The 20099-nt window shown below is 42.8% G+C and carries 13 protein-coding genes; 5 read left to right on the top strand and 8 right to left on the bottom strand.

Annotated elements, in window-relative coordinates; all coding sequences use genetic code 11:
- Positions 1-463 precede the first annotated feature (463 nt).
- Entirely contained in the window at positions 464-1822 is a 1359-nt protein-coding gene (locus ACJHW7_RS01735; protein WP_072847794.1) for a GGDEF domain-containing protein, read from the top strand.
- 97 nt (positions 1823-1919) lie between these two features.
- Positions 1920-3530 carry an EAL domain-containing protein gene (locus tag ACJHW7_RS01740; RefSeq protein ID WP_021556677.1) on the top strand — a complete coding sequence of 537 codons (1611 nt, stop codon included), beginning with the start codon at positions 1920-1922 and terminating at the stop codon, positions 3528-3530.
- Between the two features lie 100 nt (positions 3531-3630).
- Here ACJHW7_RS01740 and ACJHW7_RS01745 read toward each other — a convergent pair whose 3' ends face one another.
- A complete protein-coding gene (locus ACJHW7_RS01745) occupies positions 3631-4122 on the bottom strand; it encodes a hypothetical protein (RefSeq protein ID WP_040234640.1) in 492 nt (163 codons plus the stop codon).
- Positions 4123-4126: 4 nt separating this feature from the next.
- The gene (locus tag ACJHW7_RS01750) at positions 4127-4939 is read right to left on the bottom strand and encodes a transcriptional regulator (protein WP_072847795.1); all 813 of its coding nucleotides are present in this window, start codon (positions 4937-4939) and stop codon (positions 4127-4129) included.
- A 686-nt stretch (positions 4940-5625) separates the two neighbouring features.
- Here ACJHW7_RS01750 and ACJHW7_RS01755 point away from each other — a divergent pair.
- Complete coding sequence (locus tag ACJHW7_RS01755; protein ID WP_040234643.1) at positions 5626-6408, top strand: SDR family oxidoreductase; 783 nt, start codon at positions 5626-5628, stop codon at positions 6406-6408.
- A 145-nt stretch (positions 6409-6553) separates the two neighbouring features.
- On the opposite strand, the gene ACJHW7_RS01760 is transcribed toward ACJHW7_RS01755, so the two are convergent.
- The 6 genes from ACJHW7_RS01760 to ACJHW7_RS01785 form a co-directional block, all read right to left on the bottom strand.
- Positions 6554-7243 (bottom strand): molecular chaperone, encoded by a 690-nt coding sequence (locus tag ACJHW7_RS01760; protein ID WP_040234644.1) that lies wholly within the window; start codon positions 7241-7243, stop codon positions 6554-6556.
- Positions 7240-8574: a fimbrial protein gene (locus ACJHW7_RS01765; RefSeq protein WP_072769061.1), complete on the bottom strand. Its 1335-nt coding sequence runs from the start codon at positions 8572-8574 to the stop codon at positions 7240-7242. Before ACJHW7_RS01765 ends, ACJHW7_RS01760 begins: the two co-directional genes overlap by 4 nt.
- Before the next feature lie 15 nt (positions 8575-8589).
- On the bottom strand, positions 8590-11112 hold the full coding sequence (locus ACJHW7_RS01770) for a fimbria/pilus outer membrane usher protein (protein WP_040234645.1): 2523 nt from the start codon (positions 11110-11112) through the stop codon (positions 8590-8592).
- A gap of 52 nt (positions 11113-11164) precedes the next feature.
- Positions 11165-11866 carry a molecular chaperone gene (locus tag ACJHW7_RS01775; protein WP_001602202.1) on the bottom strand — a complete coding sequence of 234 codons (702 nt, stop codon included), beginning with the start codon at positions 11864-11866 and terminating at the stop codon, positions 11165-11167.
- 85 nt (positions 11867-11951) lie between these two features.
- Positions 11952-12512 (bottom strand): fimbrial protein, encoded by a 561-nt coding sequence (locus ACJHW7_RS01780; RefSeq protein ID WP_040234646.1) that lies wholly within the window; start codon positions 12510-12512, stop codon positions 11952-11954.
- A 42-nt stretch (positions 12513-12554) separates the two neighbouring features.
- A complete protein-coding gene (locus ACJHW7_RS01785) occupies positions 12555-13178 on the bottom strand; it encodes a hypothetical protein (protein ID WP_001039007.1) in 624 nt (207 codons plus the stop codon).
- 1391 nt (positions 13179-14569) lie between these two features.
- Between ACJHW7_RS01785 and ACJHW7_RS01790 the strand changes: the two genes are divergently transcribed.
- A complete protein-coding gene (locus tag ACJHW7_RS01790; RefSeq protein ID WP_410233559.1) occupies positions 14570-18382 on the top strand; it encodes a filamentous hemagglutinin N-terminal domain-containing protein in 3813 nt (1270 codons plus the stop codon).
- A gap of 88 nt (positions 18383-18470) precedes the next feature.
- Entirely contained in the window at positions 18471-20090 is a 1620-nt protein-coding gene (locus ACJHW7_RS01795; RefSeq protein WP_040234647.1) for a ShlB/FhaC/HecB family hemolysin secretion/activation protein, read from the top strand.
- The last annotated feature ends 9 nt before the right edge of the window (positions 20091-20099 follow it).

The following is a 20099-nucleotide window of genomic DNA, read 5'->3' on the forward strand; positions in this document are numbered from 1 at the left end:
GATGAGAAGAAGAAATGATGAGCAGAGTGTCCATATAAAATCCTTTTCTCGCCCGAAAATCCATTCCAATGATGAGGATCTTCAGGAATACGGCATAAATCCCAATGCCTTTTTCAAAATAAGTTAGGAGTAAAATAATTAAATCAGTAAATTCCGATGCATGATTTCGGATTTTTCGAAAGCCCTGATGAAATGCAGCGTTACTGTACTCACGGATTCAATTGTTATTCCTAATATATCTATGAATGAATGTTTTATAAGGATTTCCTTATAACCATTTATAAATATTTGCAAGCCTGTCTTGTCGCAAAGAATGTATAAAGCACTAAGGTAATAATAATTGCGGTCTGCAACTATCATCATCGGTATTGTTTGTGAGTGGGTTTTCATATTGACAACTGTACAGTTCTTATATCTATTAATAATAGAAAGGGATCTACAACCTACAGGTTGGTGTAGCTTTATGGAAAAAGACTATTTGAGAATTAGTAGTACTGTCTTAGTGAGCTTATTGTTTGGGCTTGCTTTGGTTTTGGTGAATAGTTGGTTTAATCAGCCAGGCGTTGAGGAAGTTGTTCCACGATCAACCTATCTGATGGTAATGATTGCTTTATTTTTTATCGATACTGTTGCATTTATTTTTATGCAGTTGTATTTCATTTATGACCGTAGGCAATTTTCAAACTGTATACTTAGTTTGGCTTTTCTGAGTTGTTTGATTTACTTTGTTAAAACCGTCATTATCATTCAGCAAATGATTGAGGGGCGTTTGACAAGCAGTGTTGTTCAAAATGACATTGCAATTTATTATTTGTTCCGTCAGATGAGTTTGTGCATATTAATATTTCTGGCATTGGTGAATAAAGTTAGTGAAAACACAAAACAGCGCAATTTATTTTCCAAAAAAATGACTTTGTGCATAAGTTTGTTTTTTGTTCTTGGGGGGCCGATAGTTGCTCACATACTTTCTAGCCATTATGAGAGCTACGATTTACACATTGCCGAGTTAACCAATGAAAATGGTCAAGTGGTTTGGAAAGCTTCATATGTTACCATAATGATTTTCATGTGGTTAACCTTGCTTTCGGTTAATCTATACTTTAATGGTTTACGCTATGATATCTGGAATGGAGTGACGGTGATTGCTTTTTGTGCCGTACTGTACAATGTCTCTCTTTTATTTATGAGCAGGTATAGCGTGTCCATTTGGTATATTAGTCGCACTATTGAAGTAGTCAGTAAGTTAACCGTTATGGTAATATTTATGTGCCATATATTCAGTGCGCTACGAGTAACAAAGGACATTGCACATCGCGATCCATTAACCAATATATTTAACAGAAATTATTTTTTTAATGAACTGACGGTTCAATCAGCATCGGCCAAAAAAACGCCTTATTGCGTCATGCTTATGGATATCGACCACTTCAAAAAAGTCAACCACACCTGGGGGCATCCGATTGGCGATCAGGTGATAAAAACAGTGGTGAATATCATTGGGAAAAGCATACGGCCAGATGACCTTTTTGCGCGCGTCGGCGGCGAAGAGTTTGGCGTCTTGCTGACGGACATCGATACTGAACGTGCGAAAGCTTTAGCGGAAAGGATTCGGGAAAATGTTGAGCGTTTAACTGGTGATAATCCTGAATACGCCATACCACAAAAAGTGACGATTAGTATTGGCGCTGTTGTGACTCAGGGAAATGCGTTAAACCCGAATGAGATCTATCGACTGGCTGATAACGCACTATACGAGGCGAAAGAGACCGGGCGTAATAAGGTGGTTGTGAGGGATGTGGTGAATTTTTGTGAGTCACCATAAAGCGGCATTTAAGCGGGTGATTTTGGTAAGCGCTAAATAGCTATTCGCAGACTTGCGTAACAATTTTCAGAAATATCATAGTACTATATGATCTTAAATGCTTATCATTGATCAGTCTGCTATCACCCGCTTTTACTGGCAATTGTACTATAATTTCTTAGGTTGCATCACCCTGATGCGTGGGGAAACATGTATGGTATTCAACAAAAAAATGTTTGTACTCATTATAATACCAGGCATTCTGGGGGTGTTACTGTCGTTTGCTATGTCAGTATTTCAAATGAATCGAGATACGACAATTACCGCCGGTATTCTGTTAAAACAGCTTGATAATGTTACGCAAATTGTCAAACATACGACAAAGCTTACTTCTATTCTGGTGATGAAACCCTGCAAAGATATCCTGGAACAATTGATTGCTAACGGAGCATTGACCCCCTATGTTCGAACAACGGGTCTTATAGAAAATAATTTCCAAATATGTTCTTCAGTTAGCGGTTTCAAAAAAATGAATGTTAACGATGTTTACGGTACGAGCTTTCACAATAAAAATAAAGAATCACGCATAGTATCAATTAGCGGTACAAGTTTTGTACCAGGTAAAACAGCCATAGTGTTCCTTATGCCAATAGGGAATGATATGACAGCTTTTAGTATTGTAGAGTCACGATATATCTATGATCTGATGGATGTTCTTGATGATGAGAATGATGATTCATTTTCTCTTAGCTTTACTGAAGGGCCTGCAATTATTAGTGGTGTAAATAATAATGACAAGTTATATATGTTAAAAAAAGATTTTAATTCTGCGATCAGTCAGGCTAGTCTTACAGTTACTACGCCGATGATTTCATTATATCCCTATGTCATTAGTAATGTATTTTACATTCTTCCATTATCTATTCTTCTTTCTTTTATTCTGTACTTCTTATGGCAGCGCTGGATATCTCGGAAAATGTCCCTGGCAGAAGAAATTAAGAAAGGAATGTCATCCGGAGAATTTTCTGTGCATTATCAACCAGTATGTGACACGACAACCAAAGCGTGTCTGGGGGTTGAGGCGTTAATGCGTTGGCAACGCGAAGATGGTAAAAATATATCTCCGGTAGTTTTTATCCGCGCTGCAGAAGAGGAAAATTTAATTATACCGTTAACTAAGCATCTCTTTGAACTGATTATTCAGGATGTACAAAGCTGGAAAGTGAAAAAGCCGTTTCACCTTGGGATAAATATTGCCGCGGAGCATCTTGCACATCCTGATTTTGTTGCTGATGTTTTACATATTAAAAATGAAATATCTGATAAATTTAACATTGTTCTTGAGATTACCGAACGCAATCTGGTTGAAGATACTGATCTTGCATTACAGAAAATAAATGAATTAAGGATCCATGGCTGTGAATTTGCAGTTGATGATTTTGGCACGGGATATTGTTCCCTTGGCCTTCTGCAAAAGTTGTCTGTTGATTATCTTAAAATAGATAAAAGCTTTATAGACACACTCACTACAGCGGAAGACGAAACGCCAGTTTTAGATATTATTATTAAGCTGAGTAATCGACTCAATTTGATAACGATTGCAGAAGGTGTCAGTACTCCTCACCAGGCGGAATATCTTATTCATAATAACGTGACATTAGTTCAGGGATACTTATATGCAAAACCAATGAAAGCGACAGAGTTTTATCAGTGGTATGTAAACAGATAAATAATTAACCAATATTGGAATGTTTTTTATTGCCTTAAAATATAAACAAAGCCATCAGAAGGTTATTATCTAATGACAAGCGCAATGATCAACACTACTGTTAGTGGGAAATACATATGAAGCGTGGTGTCCTGCCTGTAGAGAATATGTAGTTGTAATCATTTTGACGTGTAACATAAAAATTAATTGAGGTGTCTACTTTTATGAAAAAATCAGAAGTGATATTTTCAAGGATTTCATCACTAATGTTATCATCTTTTTGTATTTTTTGTATTTTAACAGTGGTGAAATAAACGGTATCACGGAATTTCTTGTATGTAAAACTCACATATCGGCGGATGAAACCCATTTTTTTTCCATTTACCGTGTATGCACCCGTGAGATACATGTTTCCTGTGTTATTTTCAGAAATCATATTTAACGAAAAGTATTGATCCATTTTCGTATGATCGGTGAAATTAATAACATGGGCATTACATGATATGTTTTGCTCTGCTGGTTCATTGGCATGATGAAACGCAATATGGCTCAGAATTGCTGCAATAAAAGCACATAAAATTATTCCCGCAAATAGAAAATATCTTTGAGTCATATGATTACTCCGCTTTATAATAGAGAGAATTACAATTATTTGGTGATTCAGAGTTTAACATCTGACTACAGGTGAAAGCATAAAACCCGCTCATGCTATCATTTGTTGCAATGTAAATGTAAGGATGTATTTTGCAGTTAATTTCCATTTTCTGCAATTTTTCAATAATCGGTGATAACATGTCTACAGAATTAAAATATCTATTGTCATAGAAATAGCTACACCCTTCCTGAGTAGGGTGTTGAGCATAATTTGAGAAAGCATCTATTTTTTTTATAGTGTGGGATTTGCTTTGAAAAGCCATATCGAAAAAATAAGAAGATATATACACTATCCCCCATGCTGCAAAAAAAGAAACTATAAGCAATGTATTCTTTGTGGTAAATATACCTTTTGCAACGTGATTTTTATTTATATTTTCAGTATGGGTGCCATTCTCTTCACTCTCAACACTTTCATTCTCATTGTGATTATTGTCGAGAACAGTTATGTTGATTTCTTCATTGATTTTGAAGCCTTTACGTGGCACCGTTCTGATAACATCATTAAATATCGTCGCTGAGCTGATTTCACGAAAGGAACGCCTTATCATCGATATATTTTGATATAAAGTGTTGGTTGCGACTTCGGCACTGCTATCGCTCCAGACTTTTTCAAAGAATTGATTGTGTGACACGACACTATAAGCGTTATCTAAAAGTAACTTTAAGCATTTTCCCGCAGGATAATTGAGTATCACTTCCTCTGATGTAAGGAGTGATGTTAACTTATTAGATGATGAGTTGAATCTTACTTCATCATTTATAATGTAGATCATTACATTTTATACCTTAGTTGTGTATTACAAATCCAGTATTACTCAGAAAATAAAGGCAAGAACATTAAGTGCACTATAGTATAATTTCCTAAAAATGCAAATGTGAATTATCTGATTTTTAAGAATAATCTTGATTTAATTGAAATTCTTAAACGATGTATATTTCTATTAAATGCTTTCTGCAGTGATGTGAATTAGGGGTTTTCTGCATGTACTGATAGAAACTGCGTATCCCCGTTATAGGGAAAGAACGGGTCGCATCCTCCACCCAAGACACTAACCGTGTGATTGGTAGTTCCCTGCTGTGCACTTCTGGTGAAATAGAAGAAGCTCTATGCGCCGACCGATGCTGTCTTTTATCCGATTATTTGCCAGTGACACCTTGATATGAGGTTATGTCTATTATTGCTAGGAGGTAATATATGCTTATGTTATTATCCAAAGCGCTAATAGTAATTTAGATAAAGATTATAAATCAGCAAGCAAATCCAGCCTGTTTTTTTGTGCGTACTGCATAACATCTATGATGACTATATTATTACGTGATACATCACTACTTAAATGTATATAAGATTTGATGTTTATTATTCATGCTGAGTTTTAACGTTTATATTTTTTTATTGATATCTAAAAATTACTTAAATTATCCCTTAAATATTACTTACTCATAAGGAGCAATGTGTGATATGAGCTTTTCTATTGAAGATTTTTCATTGGATTTTTTTTCATTACATAACAAGGTGGCCATCGTAACTGGGGCCGCGGGTGAACTGGGGAGAGGCTTATGCTCGGCTCTGGCCAAAGCAGGGGCTAATCTGTTGTTGGTAGACATCAAAGAGCCTGATAATAAATATTTAAAGCATTTAACTCATGAAGGCGTTGAAGTTGAGTTTATGACAATTGACATAACAAAACCTGATGCAGCATGTACCATTATTAATAGGTGTCTGGAGCGTTTCGGTCAGTTAGATATTCTGGTCAATAACGCGGGCGTGTGTAACATTAATCGTCCTATCGATTTCAATCGAAACGACTGGGATCCGATGATTAATCTCAACCTGAATGCTGCATTCGATATGAGCCAGGCCGCATTGAATATATTTGTCCCGCAAAGAAAAGGGAAAATTATTAATATGTGTTCCGTATTGTCATTTCATGGTGGACGTTGGTCGCCAGGGTATGCGGCGACTAAACATGCTTTAGCGGGGCTGACCAAAGCGTATGCCGATGATTTTGCGGAATATAATATTCAGATTAATGGTATCGCCCCAGGATATTATGTGAGTGAAATGACCGCTATTATTTATAATAACCCTAAAATAAAAGAGTTAATAAAAGGGCGTATACCGGCTCAACGCTGGGGAAGGGCACAGGATCTTATGGGCGCAATGGTGTTCCTCGCCAGTGCCGCTTCAGATTATGTCAATGGACAACTATTAGTCATTGATGGTGGATATTCAATTCGTTAACGATTTTTGGCTGCGTTGAGGTGTTTTGACTGGAAAATGGAGTGGAGAGATTTTGTCATTTCTCCACTTCCGGTACTTCAGGTGGGTATAGTGGTTATTCGTTAGCGTTGAACCATCGCGATGAGTTTACATACCACTCAGAGCATTATTGCGCTAATTGTTGCTTTATCTGTGCACCATTATCATCGAGATATGTCGCAGTAACGATCCCACTAACGTTATTACTTGCTAACCAGTACCGTCGTTGACTGAAGGGTTTTATCATCATATCGCTTTCTTGCTGCACCTTTGTAGTCCCAATGCTGATGGAGGTGAAAGAGATATTCAGTGGTGTTGGGTTATTAAGCTCAATATAGCTGCTGCTGCCGTCGTTACCCAAATGCCAACTTATTTTACGCATAGCTTCTTCAGGTGTCATAGTTACAGATTTAGGTCTGTAAAAGACTTTAAGTTGCGTATTCATTGCCAGCGTTAAATGTGTGGGATCTTGATGGGGAGTTTCTGGCGGCATTTCATAAAGATTTAACCAGAATGCAGATTCGCGATCCTGGGGAAGTGGGTCATGATTATAGATTATCCGCAATCCCTGTGTTCGTCTCGCAGCCAGGCGGAAAACCGGTGGCAGCACCACAAAGGGGGGAGAAGCAGCTTCTGGGGAACTTTCACCATTATCTACCCAACTTTGCACCAGTACCGGGTAGTCATTGGTATTGACCAACATCAGCGTCTTTTCCCGATCGCCATCGCGATAAATCATCCGTGAAGAAGCCGGCATGATGCCGGCTTCCACTGACTGTACGAACAAGACGGTTAAGAGCAGCAAAACGGATTTCATTGCATTTTCACCAATATATAAGCCGTTGCCCGCACTTTTCCCGCACTGACTGTCTGATTTGGCAGTTTCTTCAACCGGGCGATAAAAGAGTAACTATAGCTGGAGTATCCGGGGTGAGTCGCACCTTCTAATGTTGCCCCTTCAAATACAGGATACCACCCCGCTGCATTTCCTCCGGGGGTTAACTTCGCGATGCCCGGTTGACCAACCAGCGTCATCGCCGTATCGGGGTGAGCACTGTTAGAAATGTAGATCCCAACGCCCTTTGCCATCTCTACTGCGTCATAATTATCAGAGACCAGGGCGCTGACGCCGCCGTTGCTATTGATAATCCCCAGTTTTTGCGCCGCTGTATATGCACCTTCAGACACCTGGATTCCTAATGCTGTCTGAGTATCGCTAATCCCTGATTGAACCGAGTTACTACACTCGACGCGGACATTAAAATTACCGGTACTTTCCATGCCCGCATTCAGTTGTGCTTCTGCAATTGTCGGTAGCAATACTAACGGCGTGGCGCTGCGGGCAACGCAGGTGGCATTGTTGTAGAGTCGATTTGCCGATCGCATTCCGTAACCAAAACCATTATCAGCCCCCCAGAAATCCCAATGAACAGAACTATCTTCGCCGGGCTCATCATGACCAAATAAAATGCCGCTGGTACCGGAAAGCTGAATATAGGCATTGGGCTGAACACAGTTATAGATTGTACCGGAAGGTTTTGCGAATCCGACTCCACTACCATCTGTATTATTATTACCGCACCAACTTGTTGTTGCTGATGTATCAGGTAGTGTACTGATGCGATAAAGCTCAGCATGAAGAGGAGGGATATCCTGTAAGCGGATCTGGATTTTAGTTCCCTGAGTGGCATAACTGGTGATGGGCACTTTCTTCCAGTAACGACCAAGCGTCACGCCCGCCATGGTCTGTTTGAGACCGACAAAAGCGAACCAGGTGGCATAGACATCACTCAAACCATCAGGCCCGCCTGCATCATAAAAGCCCCCCACGCGGTCGTCGCCATTGGTAGCGACCAGAAAATAGATGTTTGGCAAATCTGTTGCATCACATTCCCACAATACGGAGCTTCCTGTCGCGCCACCTGATGTGTAGTTAGTGGGAGGTACGACCGTTGTCGCGAGGAGTGAACCTGCTGGCGCAAAATAGGTGTCGGTCATATTAATTTTTCCGAACTCAATAAGCGCTGTCCGACCATCTTCAGTTTGACCTATCTGTGTGTTTGTACAGTTAGCCCAGGCGGATGATTGTATTAGTGCCACCAATATGATGGAGCTAATCAGAATGTGTAAAAAAGTCGATTTAGACATCGGGTTTTCTCTGTATCAAGACTGACAGGTTTCATTCAGGCGGATGATAGGGCTATTGCTGTCTTTCCCGCTGATATCAAAGGGCAATTGGCAGCTATCGTTAGCACCTTCACCCCAGCGAACTGACAAATGGCCTTTTGTCTGTTCTGTGCGGAGGTAAATTTGCCCCCCCTGACCGGCTATACCGACGACTGTATTATTCTCATCCAGCACATCGGCTCCCATTGGCAGTTCCGAACCATCTGCCATGCGGGATTTAATCAGCAGCGCTTTACCAGGACGGGTACGGAAGACTACTTTCACCGCCGCACCTGCAACCGGTGCTACCTGTTTTTCACTGTCGACCAACTCGGCATCGCCATCCATTCCTTGTGGATCAAGAGATATACGGTTGTAGCGATAGGGCGTTACTGCCGGAACAAGCGCATAACCACTGTCATTAATTTCCAGCTGACTGGAGTTATAGACTTTTGCACCTTCAGCGCCTTTAGCTTCGACCAGGGCGAACGTTTCACCCAGATAAGGTCCGAAAGTAACGCCGCCACCATGTACGGCCATCGCACCTTGTACGTTTCCGGAAGCCTGCCAGTAATCCTGGCCCTTCGATGCGTTCAATCCGACGGTTGTTTGTGAAAAACGTTTTTGCATGTTTCCGCTTAGCGTCGTCTGCTTATACTGTTGATCGCGCATGACGTTCAGGCTGTAGTTGGTGCTCTGCGCTTCATCAAGCATTCCGGTTAGCGAGCTTTGTAATTGCGAGCTACCGTCAGTTGAATGGGTCCAGCTGTTGCTAAGACTTGGTACACGAGGTCCATTGCCGCCAAGTGGGAATGAGAATGAAAGGGACGTTACCGTCTGCATATCATCAGAATTGTCTTTATAGCCGCCCATTCTTTGGCGTCCGACGGAAAGGTTCATACTGATGCCATGGCTAAAGCTATTGCTGTAACCTAACTGAAGCTGGGTATCACGGCTCTTGCCGCCACGGTAGTTCTGTGTTGAACCTGACACAAACAGGTTGCCGTAATTCGCAAGGCTCTGACTTAACGTAAGATCGAAGCGCGACTGTTGACGCCACTGGCTGGAGTCCCATGACTGTTTATTGCTGGCAGCTTGACGCTCTCCCAGCACATCAGCCAGATCACGATAGCCGCTGGTAGAGTATCGATAACCTGCTAGGGAGACGGTGGTTGACGTTGGCTGGAAAGTTTTACTCCAGGTTAATTGCGACATCCAACCACTCTGCGCTTCGCTTTCAGGAACACGCGCATGGGACCAAGTGAGGTTTGCCCCAAATGCCCCCAGCGTACTGCCATAGACTCCGCCAAGCATCAGCGCCTGGTAGCCATCAGCGATACGCGAGCCACTGTTAAATGTCAGCGTATTAGTCATCCCGTGCTGCCAGGTGAGGTCACCAAACATCGAGTCATCACCGCTATCCTGCGTTTTACCTACTTCCACGTTATAACGGGAAGTTCCTGGACGCATCGATTCTGGTACGGCTGAAAAGGGGACACTGAAACGACTGACTGCGCCATTAGCTTCCGTAACGGTGACATCCAGATCGCCGCTGTAGCTGGTGGGGTATAGGTCGTTTATTTCGAAAGGGCCTGGAGCCACGGTAGTCTGATAAATTTCATGACCGTTTTGCATTACCGAGACTCTGGCGTTTGTTGCAGCCACGCCGCGAATAGTCGGCGCATAGCCGCGCATGGAGTCCGGCAGCATACGTTCATCGGTCGCGAGACTAACGCCGTGATAACTGAGTCCAGAGAAAAATCTTCCGCTGGTGATAAGTTGCCCTATCATTAATTGACTATTTATGGCGGGCAGCGGGCGTTGCAAATAGCTACGAATATTGTTCCACTGATTCCCTTTGTCATTATCCCAGGTCATGTTGGATAACTGACGATATTGCCAGGCACCAAGGTTGATGCCACCATTAAATGATGCCCATAGCGAACGCTGGCTATGAGCATTCTGCCCTGAATAGGCAACGTTGTAATAGTTGGCAATATAATTCATGAACGCCAGCGATGCTCCGGTATCCAGCTCGCTGGGGGGGACATAGCCGCGAGGGCGACTAATCATTTGACTCTGAGGCACCGACAAGTCAAGGCGCAGTTGTGACAACTGTGTCTGGCTGGTGATGCCGGGAGCGAGTTCCTGAGCAAAGGTACAGACCGGATCTTTTTCACCCTTATCTTCCCCTGTTTTGAGGCCTATCGCGTCCGCGACTTCAGGCGTCAGGCAGGGCAGAACGCGACCATCAGCGGCTTCTTTAAACGTGACATTCCAACTACCTGACAACTTATTGTTGGTATAGATATCCATTTTATAATTGCCCGGTGCAACAGACTCACGAGTTGTCAGTTTTGCCAATGACGACTGACTAAATCTGCTGCCGCGGAAGAGTTGCGGGTCAAAGGTGTAGTTGTCTTCATCTGACGGTGTAGCGGGTGAGATTTCTTTCCCCATAACCGGCTGGCAGAGTAAAACCAATATTGCCGCAGAAATTGACACAACGGATTTATTCATCTCGACATACTCGTGCGTGAAAAAGGATACCGCTCAAAAAAGGGGAAAGAGCTTATAAGGCATGCTCAGACGTGACATTTACGCCATAGTCATTGACGGTCACTAAATGAATCTGCGCACCGGGAGCGACGCTGATGCCAGAGCGTAGTGTCCATTCAGTTGTGCTTTGAGGAGCAATCATGACGGAATTCGCGAGGGGGACTTTTTTACCGTTATTAAGCAGTTCAGCGGCGCGAATCACGACGTAATAGCCCGTGGGATTCGTCACTTCAATGCGGTTCTGTTTTACCTGGTAAGTCAGGTTTTTTGGCGCGTCACTGGATTTACCGACAATTGAGCTGGGACGATAGAAAATTTTGACTCGATTAGTCAGGGCCAGGATGAGCTGGTTCTGACTTTTATCGTTCTTATTCAGATAAGGTAGTTGACTGAAACTAAACCAGAAAACAGACTCGCGATCCTGCGGTAAATTATCACCTGTGTAGAGCAGGCGTAACGCCTGACCTGCGGCAGCTTCCATGCGAAATGTCTGCGGGGTTGGCATAAACGGTACATTCTTGTCAGAACCACGTTCATCCTCAACATGGATATTAATGATATAGGGCTGATCGCTGGTATTTCGCAACTGGATGGTTTTTTCCTTTGCGTCACCAGGGAAAATAATACGGGTTCCGGTCATTACCACGCTGGCAAACGCGCTGCTGCTCATGCTCATGGAAAATACAAGTACCAGTAAATATGCAAAAATGTTCATTCTTATCTTTTCCATGTCCATGAAAAATCACTATTAATTGTGCGAAGAAATACTGGCTGACATTTACTGCCAGCCAGTAGATTAATTAGAGGTAGCTCAGGGTGTATTCTGCGACAGCGGTAATTTTACCGGCAGTGGCAGCTGCGCTATCGATAACGAAGTAACGCGCACCGAAGTCATAGCTGGCTTCAGTATCGCCAACTTTCAGGGTCAGACCCGGTACGTTAGTCGCGCCAGCCAGAGTTACTGGGTTACCAGAAGTGCTGGAATCCATTAACTGAATGCCAAAGCCTTTCGCCGCGTCGCTGCTGGTATCACGGTTTCCCATAACTCCCGTGTTAGCGTCAACGTCGTAGCCCAGGAAGGTGGTGTTGATTGCCTGATCTGCACCAGTTGGAGCCTGGCAGTTAGACACAGAAACCGTAAACGGCGTCTGGCCTGCGCTCTGACCATCAGCTAAAGTTGCACCGAAGTCAGCCATGGCTACGGTCGGCATCAATACTACTGAATTGGTTTGACCGTTGATATTTACGGAACAGGTCTGATCGGTTACTTCACCCTGAAAAGTGACTGTAGGCGCAGCCATAGTTGAAAAAGGTAATGCAATAGCTGCCAGCAGAGCTGCTTTTTTGAAAGTAGAAAACATAATAATATCCTTGAAATTTAGAGTTAATATAGAACGAGTTAATTAATGCAATTGATACAATCTGACGTTTTTAAAACCGGTAAATCTCCTTAACTGTATAAGTGCCTTGAAAATGTAAAAGCCATCACTATCACAAGCAATTTCAAACTTGTTAAAAACTGATATTTTATAGTGACTAATATACTTGACATCCTTTTTTAGCAGGGTGTGCAATATTCTTTTGTTATCTATCTTAAAATATAAGTAATAGATATCCCACTCATACCTTGTCAGAGTCACCTGCCTGACTTGCTGGTCTTTATCAGTGCTTTTAATCAAAGTAATGAGTTTATTCAATTTTATATATCGGCTAATGAATGTTTGCTCTGAAAGTGAAAAGAAGATATTTCTGTTTTTCATCTTTCTTAGTGAAACAATCATTAAAAACCTGGCCAAATCTGGCAGTTTTGCAAGTATACTTACGTCATCCACTGCGACAAGAAGTACGTTTTTGGTAAAGCGGTTATCAAATCTAAGTGTACTTAGGTCATTATTACATGCATTTTGAGAACAAAAAAAACACTCAATAAAAAAACGATAATGGTGACCTAGTTTTGCACTTAATCCCTGAAGGTAATATAGATCATCCGAAATGATAATTACCCTTGTTAGTAAGTTCTTGTTCATTGCACTAACTCAATTGCTTGCAGCAAAACAGCCCATCTTCATGCAGTAAAAATTTTGAAAGTGAATAAATCTTTTTACTAAAGATGTAACAATGGGCTTTCCATATGCGACATAACAACTGCAGTAACACAACTAATCTTTGTGTGTTCTTTATATAGAGAGTAACAGCGTGATATCTGTATCTCTAAAAGAATAGCGATGTCCTGCAATCGATGAGCACAATATATGACATTCATCACATGTATAACAATTGAATTTTCATTCATACTGATGTTGAACGGTAATATAGTAATTTAATTCTTACCGAAAGATGATGATCAGATTTTTATTCTGGGTAAGGAGGGTTTTTGCGATTTTATCAGGTTGTAAATTCTGCATAATGGCTGAACCTATTACTTTTTATGTCAAAAAAACCATTTTTATAAGAATAAAACAACGATATATAAGAGTGCTGGCAGCGGAGAAAAGGGTTAATACAGTCATTTAAGATTACTTCAGCTTTTCCTGTGGTGAAAAATGAGCGGAATTATAGCGCAGTCTGTAAAAAACAACTCCTCTTAACTAATAAAAAATAGCTAATAATCATTGTGTTAGATTTATTTGTTGCAAAATAATAACAACATTATGAAAATCATTACAATCTTTAATTTTGAATAACATTTTTATGAAGGCCAGAGTACGTTAAGGGATGATGTATAGCGGTGATTGCTATTAGATGGGAATGAAACCTTGTAAAACCGTTTTGCCCATCTTTCTATCTTTCAACGATAAGCCAGACATAATGTGGCTGCTTAAGCCAATTGTCGCAAAGCCAAAGCTCTCTCTATATAGCTAACCTCATGGTTAATCCGATCTCAGTATTACCATGAGCAAGAACTATTTCCTTTTATATAACTCTTAAGGGTTACAAGCGTGAATGCAAATGGTAATATAATGAAATGGTGCCTGCCCGTAATGACCATAACGAATCTACCCCGACGTAAAAGATATAGAGAATAAGATGCAGTAATGCTGATGCTTTGTTAATCAAATGACAAGATTTAAATTAATTGTAGCTCACCAACTTTGTTGTTTTATTCGGATGTCTGAAATGATGTCGTACAGAAAACTACATATCATTTCAGACATCCTCTAAATTGGATTTTTTTCACCCAAGGAGGAAGGATGGGAAACTTTTAAATTATTGTGTTTTAGTAAGTTAGGTACTTCGCCGTTCGATGAAAAAACAATAACTCTTAGTTGTTTTTTGAGTCCTTATTTCAGCTTATTTTTCGTGATTTTTTATTGCGCCTGGTGATAGGATTTGCCGCAATCATTTTTGCTGATATTCCGTGAGTCATCAAAAGTGATCTGCATGTCCAAAATGAATAGCATCAATAAGGAAAACGTTAGTGGCGATGATAAATTTAAGTAAGGAAGCAACGGTGGGTAAAGCATTAACCCCTATTGCTATACTTATGATGTTGTCTTTTCCTGTAGCTTCTCAAGCGGCGGGATTAGTCATAAAAAATGGAACGGTATATAACGCCAATGGTGTGCCAGTCGTTGATATCAACAAACCTAACGGTAGCGGTTTATCTCATAATATCTGGGATAACCTAAACGTTGATAAAAATGGTGTCGTTTTCAATAACAGCGCTAATGAATCCAATACTTCACTTGCCGGAAATATTCAGGGAAACAGTAATCTGACCTCTGGGTCGGCGAAGGTGATCCTGAATGAGGTTACTTCCAAAAATCCTTCAACCATTAATGGGATGATGGAAGTTGCAGGGGATAAAGCGGATCTGATTATTGCCAACCCGAATGGTATTACTGTAAACGGTGGCGGTTCAATCAATACAGGTAAACTGACCTTAACCACCGGGACGCCGGATATCCAGGATGACAAGCTGGCCGGTTACTCCGTGAACGGCGGTACCATTACGCTCGGTAAACTGGATAACGCCAGCCCGACAGAAATTCTGTCCCGTAACGTGGTGGTTAACGGCAAAGTGTCTGCCGATGAGCTGAACGTTGTTGCTGGTAATAACTATGTTAACGCCGCAGGCCAGGTAACCGGTAGCGTATCCGCCACGGGTTACCGTAACGGTTACAGCGTAGATGTTGCCAAACTGGGCGGAATGTATGCGAACAAAATCAGTCTGGTCAGCACCGAGAAAGGTGTAGGGGTTCGCAACCTGGGCGTTATCGCAGGTGGGGTTAATGGTGTCAGCATCGATTCCAAAGGTAATCTGTTAAACAGTAACGCCCAGATTCAGTCTGCAAGCACGATCAACCTGACGACAAATGGTACTCTGGATAACACCACCGGTACGGTGACATCTGTAGGCACTATCTCGCTCAATACCAACAAGAATACTATCGTGAATACCCGTGCGGGTAACATCTCCACGATGGGCGATATCTACGTTAACAGTGGCACGATTGATAACACCAACGGCAAGCTCGCCGCAGCAGGTATGCTGGCGGTTGATACCAATAACGCCACGCTGATTAACTCTGGTAAAGGGAGTTCTGTCGGGATTGAAGCGGGGCTCGTGGCGCTGAAAACCGGAACGCTCAACAACAGCAATGGTCAGATTCGCGGCGGTTATGTGGGTCTTGAATCCGCTGCGTTGAATAACAACAACGGTGATATTCAGACCACCGGCGATATCGCCATTATCAGTAACGGTAATGTGGATAACAACAAAGGTCTGATCCGTTCGTCCACCGGGCATATCGTTATTGGTGCGGCAGGTAGCGTAAATAATGGTTCAACCAAAACCGCCGATACCGGCAGTTCTGACTCTCTGGGCATTATTGCAGATACCGGCGTAGAAATTGGTGCGAACAACATCAATAACAACGGCGGACAGATTGCGTCTAATGGCAACGTCTCCCTGTCAAGTTACAGCACGGTCGACGATTATGCGGGCAAAATTCTGTCCAACAGCAAAGTGATTATCAAGGGAAGCTCACTGCGTAACGATACCGGGGGGATCAGCGGTAAGCAGGGTATTGAAGTCGCCGTTGGCGGCAGCCTGACCAATAACATTGGCGTGATCAGCTCTGAAGAAGGTGATATCTCCCTGTTAGCCAACTCAGTGGACAACCACGGCGGCTTCATGATGGGGCAGAACATCACGATGGAGTCGATGTCTGGCGTCAATAACAACACACCGCTGATCGTGGCCAGCAAAAAACTGAAGATAAATGCGCGCGGCAGTATCGAAAACCGCGATGGCAATAACTTCGGTAACGCTTATGGTCTGTACTTCGGCATGCCTCAGCAAACGGGTGGAATGGTCGGCAAGGAAGGCATCGAGCTTTCCGGGCAGAACATCTATAACAACAACAGTCGTCTTATCGCTGAGGATGGTCCTCTGACTCTCCAGGCACAGAACACGTTCGACAACACGCGTGCTCTGGTCACCAGCGGGGCGGATGCATCTATTCAGGTTGGCGGAACGTATTACAACAACTACGCTACCACCTGGAGTGCGGGCAACCTGGATATCGACGCGACCACGCTGCAAAACAGCAGCAGCGGTACGATGATCGATAACAATGCGACCGGGTTCATAGCATCTGATAAAAACCTGTCACTGGAAGTGGTGAATAGCCTTACCAACTACGGCTGGATCAGCGGTAAAGGCGATGTTGATGTCACGGTGAATAACGGCAACCTGTATAACCGCAATACCATTGCGGCTGAAAAGGGGCTGGATATTGCCGCGTTGAACGGTATTGAAAACTGGAAGGATATTTCTGCTGGCGGCGACCTGACGATGAACACCAATCGCCATGTGACCAACAACTCCAACAGCAATATGGTGGGGCAGAATATTGTTATTAACGCGGTTAACGATATCAACAACCGTGGCAACATTGTCAGTGACGCTGACTTGAACGTGACGACCAAAGGCAACCTGTATAACTATCTCTATATGGTAGGGTATGGGGATATCGCATTGTCGGCAAATAGCGTGGCGAACAATAACGCGACCATCGAAGCGACAGGCGATCTGATTATCGATTCGAAGGGTAACGTGGGTAACAACCGCGGTAATCTGCATGCGTTGAACGGCGTGTTGTCTGTTAAAGGCAACAATCTGAACAACGATAACGGTGAAATTCGTGGTTATGGCGATGTCACGCTGGCACTGACGGGCAACTACGACAGCTATAAGGGTTCGCTGACCTCTGAAACGGGCGACGTGACTCTGACGGCGAACATCGTAGACAACGCCTATGGTTTGATTGCCGGTGAGAATGTTTCTGTCGATGCTAAATCGACGATTTACAACAACACTGCGCTGATCGCGGCGAATAAAAAGCTGGTTATTAACGCTGGCGGCAACCTCGAAAACCGCGACGGGAATAACTTCCTGCGTAATAACGGCGCGCTGTTTGGGATCACCGACAACGTTGGCGGCATCGTAGGTAAAGAAGGTGTCACGCTTTCTGCTCAGAACGTCAACAACAATAACAGCAGCATCATCGCTGAAAATGGTCCGCTTAATCTGCTATCCAAAGGAACGCTGGATAATACCCGCGCGCTCCTCAGCAGTGGGGCTGATGCCATCATCCGTGCGGCAGGGACGTTCTACAACAACTATGCCACCACGTACAGCGCCGGTAATCTCGACGTTTATGCGGCGTCGTTGAACAACGCCAGCGATGGTCGCCTGGAAGACAATACCGCCACTGGCGTGATTGCGTCTGACAAAAACCTGGATCTGAGCGTTGATAACAGTGTCACTAACTATGGTTGGATCAGCGGTAAAGGAGATGTGCATTTCAATGTTCTGAAAGGCACGCTGTATAACCGTAATGCCATCGCGGCGGACAACGCGCTGACCATTAATGCCCTGAACGGTGTTGAGAACTTTAAAGACATTGTGGCGGGTACTGCGCTGACTATTGATACGCAGAAGTATGTTACCAACAACAGCAACAGTAATATGTTGGGACAAACCATCGCGATCAATGCCGTGAATGACATTAATAACCGTGGAAATATTGTGGGTGATTATTCTCTGGGTGTTAAAACCACCGGTAATATTTATAACTACCTCAATATGCTGAGTTATGGTGTCGCTGTCGTATCGGCAAATAAGGTTACGAATAGCGGTAAAGACGCTGTTCTCGGTGGCTTCTACGGTTTAGCGTTAGAAGCAAACGAAACTGATAACACCGGTACTATTGTCGGCATGTAAGATGTAACCAAAGACAGCAGTGGCTTTTAATATTAATGCGTCATGTCACGCAGGGGTTGCTGCTGTCTTTATTTAGTTTGAGAAGATAATGCAATTACGATTTAATTTTGGTTTGCTGCTCATTCTTTGTTGTTTTCAAGTTGCAGCGAAAGACAGTCTTGATAATTTGATCAAGCAGCAAAAAAATGCAGATGAAAGCACGTTGCGCGCGCATAAATTAGAAAAAAAAGATGTTTACTCAAATGCACAACGTAATGCGTTTACTCTGGGTGATCTGCCGCAGGAAAAGAATTGCTTTATCATTAATCGGATTGAACTGGAAGATAACTTTCTGGGTGGTCAGTTGATTTCTGAAGTACATAAAGCAGTTACCGGACGCTGTGTCGGTAGTGCTGGTGTGCAAAAAATTGCTGCTGCCTTGCAGGATTATTATATTAATGCCGGATATATCACAACGCGAATTAGTATTCCTTCACAGGATATTTCTAAAGGCAAGCTACGTTTCCAGGTTAATGCCGGGAAGATAGAAAAAACGATTGTGGAAGGTAATGATATCAGTGAATGGATGTTACCTTTTCAGCGTAACGATATTCTCAATATTCGCGATATTGAACAGGGGCTGGAAAATCTTCAGCGAGTACCTGACGTTGATGTGAAAATTAATATTGAACCGGGAACACGGGATGGTTACAGCATCGTTCATATTGATACACACCGGGGGAAAAACTGGAGCGTTCGGGCAAGTTACAATAATTGGGGCGATGAAGAAACGGGCCGTTACCAGACAACCGCGGTGGGTTATCTGTTTAATCCAGCGAAAATGGGGGATCTGTTTTATCTCGCCGGTACGCGTAGTACTACCGGACAGTATGAAAACGTCAGTAGTTATTATTCCATTCCGGTGGGGTACTGGGAGTACGGCTTTTTCTATAGCAAAAGTAAATCGCAGCAGGTGATTCCGCTTTCGTACATCTCGCTGGATTATGTTGGCACCAGCGAATACTTGAGCGCAAAGGCGACGCGTACCGTTTATCGCGATAAAACAAAAAAATTCGCCGGGAGTGCAGAACTCATTCGACGAAAGTCGAATTACACGCTTAATGGTGAGGAGCTGACATTACAGGCGCGGGATATGGGAAATATCAAGTTGGGGCTAAATTATAAGCAACAGTTACCCGGCGAGTTCTGGGATTCAACCCTCTCGTGGCAACGCTTTTTAACCTGGTTCGGTGGTGAAAAAACGCCGGATATGCAATATGGCGACGTTAGCCCGGTAAGCAATATCTTTAATTTTGAGGGTAACTATACCCGACAAATAGAGAATGGATATTACAATACCGCTTTTTTTGCCCAGTACGCACCGCGTGAACTGACTTTGCAAGATCAAATTACAGTTGGCGATCGTTGGAGTATTCGCGGGTTTGAAAATAGCGTAGGTTTGTCAGGGAATGATGGTTTTTATATAAAAAACACGCTGGCATTTCCTTTGCCTGGAATGAAAGCTAATTATTATGCCGGTCTTGATTTTGGGCAAGTGTATCAGGACGCTTCTTATGGCGATGAATCACTGGTGGGCGCGGCAGTTGGTATTGATGGAAACATAAAAAGTCTTGAGTATAACTTTTCCGTTTCTACCCCATTAAAGTACCCGGCGACATTAGATATTGATCGGGTGAATGTAAATTTTAATTTTTCGTACCAAATGTAAAGGATAACG

This window comes from Escherichia sp. WS1152, from assembly GCF_046487665.1.
GTDB lineage: Bacteria > Pseudomonadota > Gammaproteobacteria > Enterobacterales > Enterobacteriaceae > Escherichia > Escherichia coli.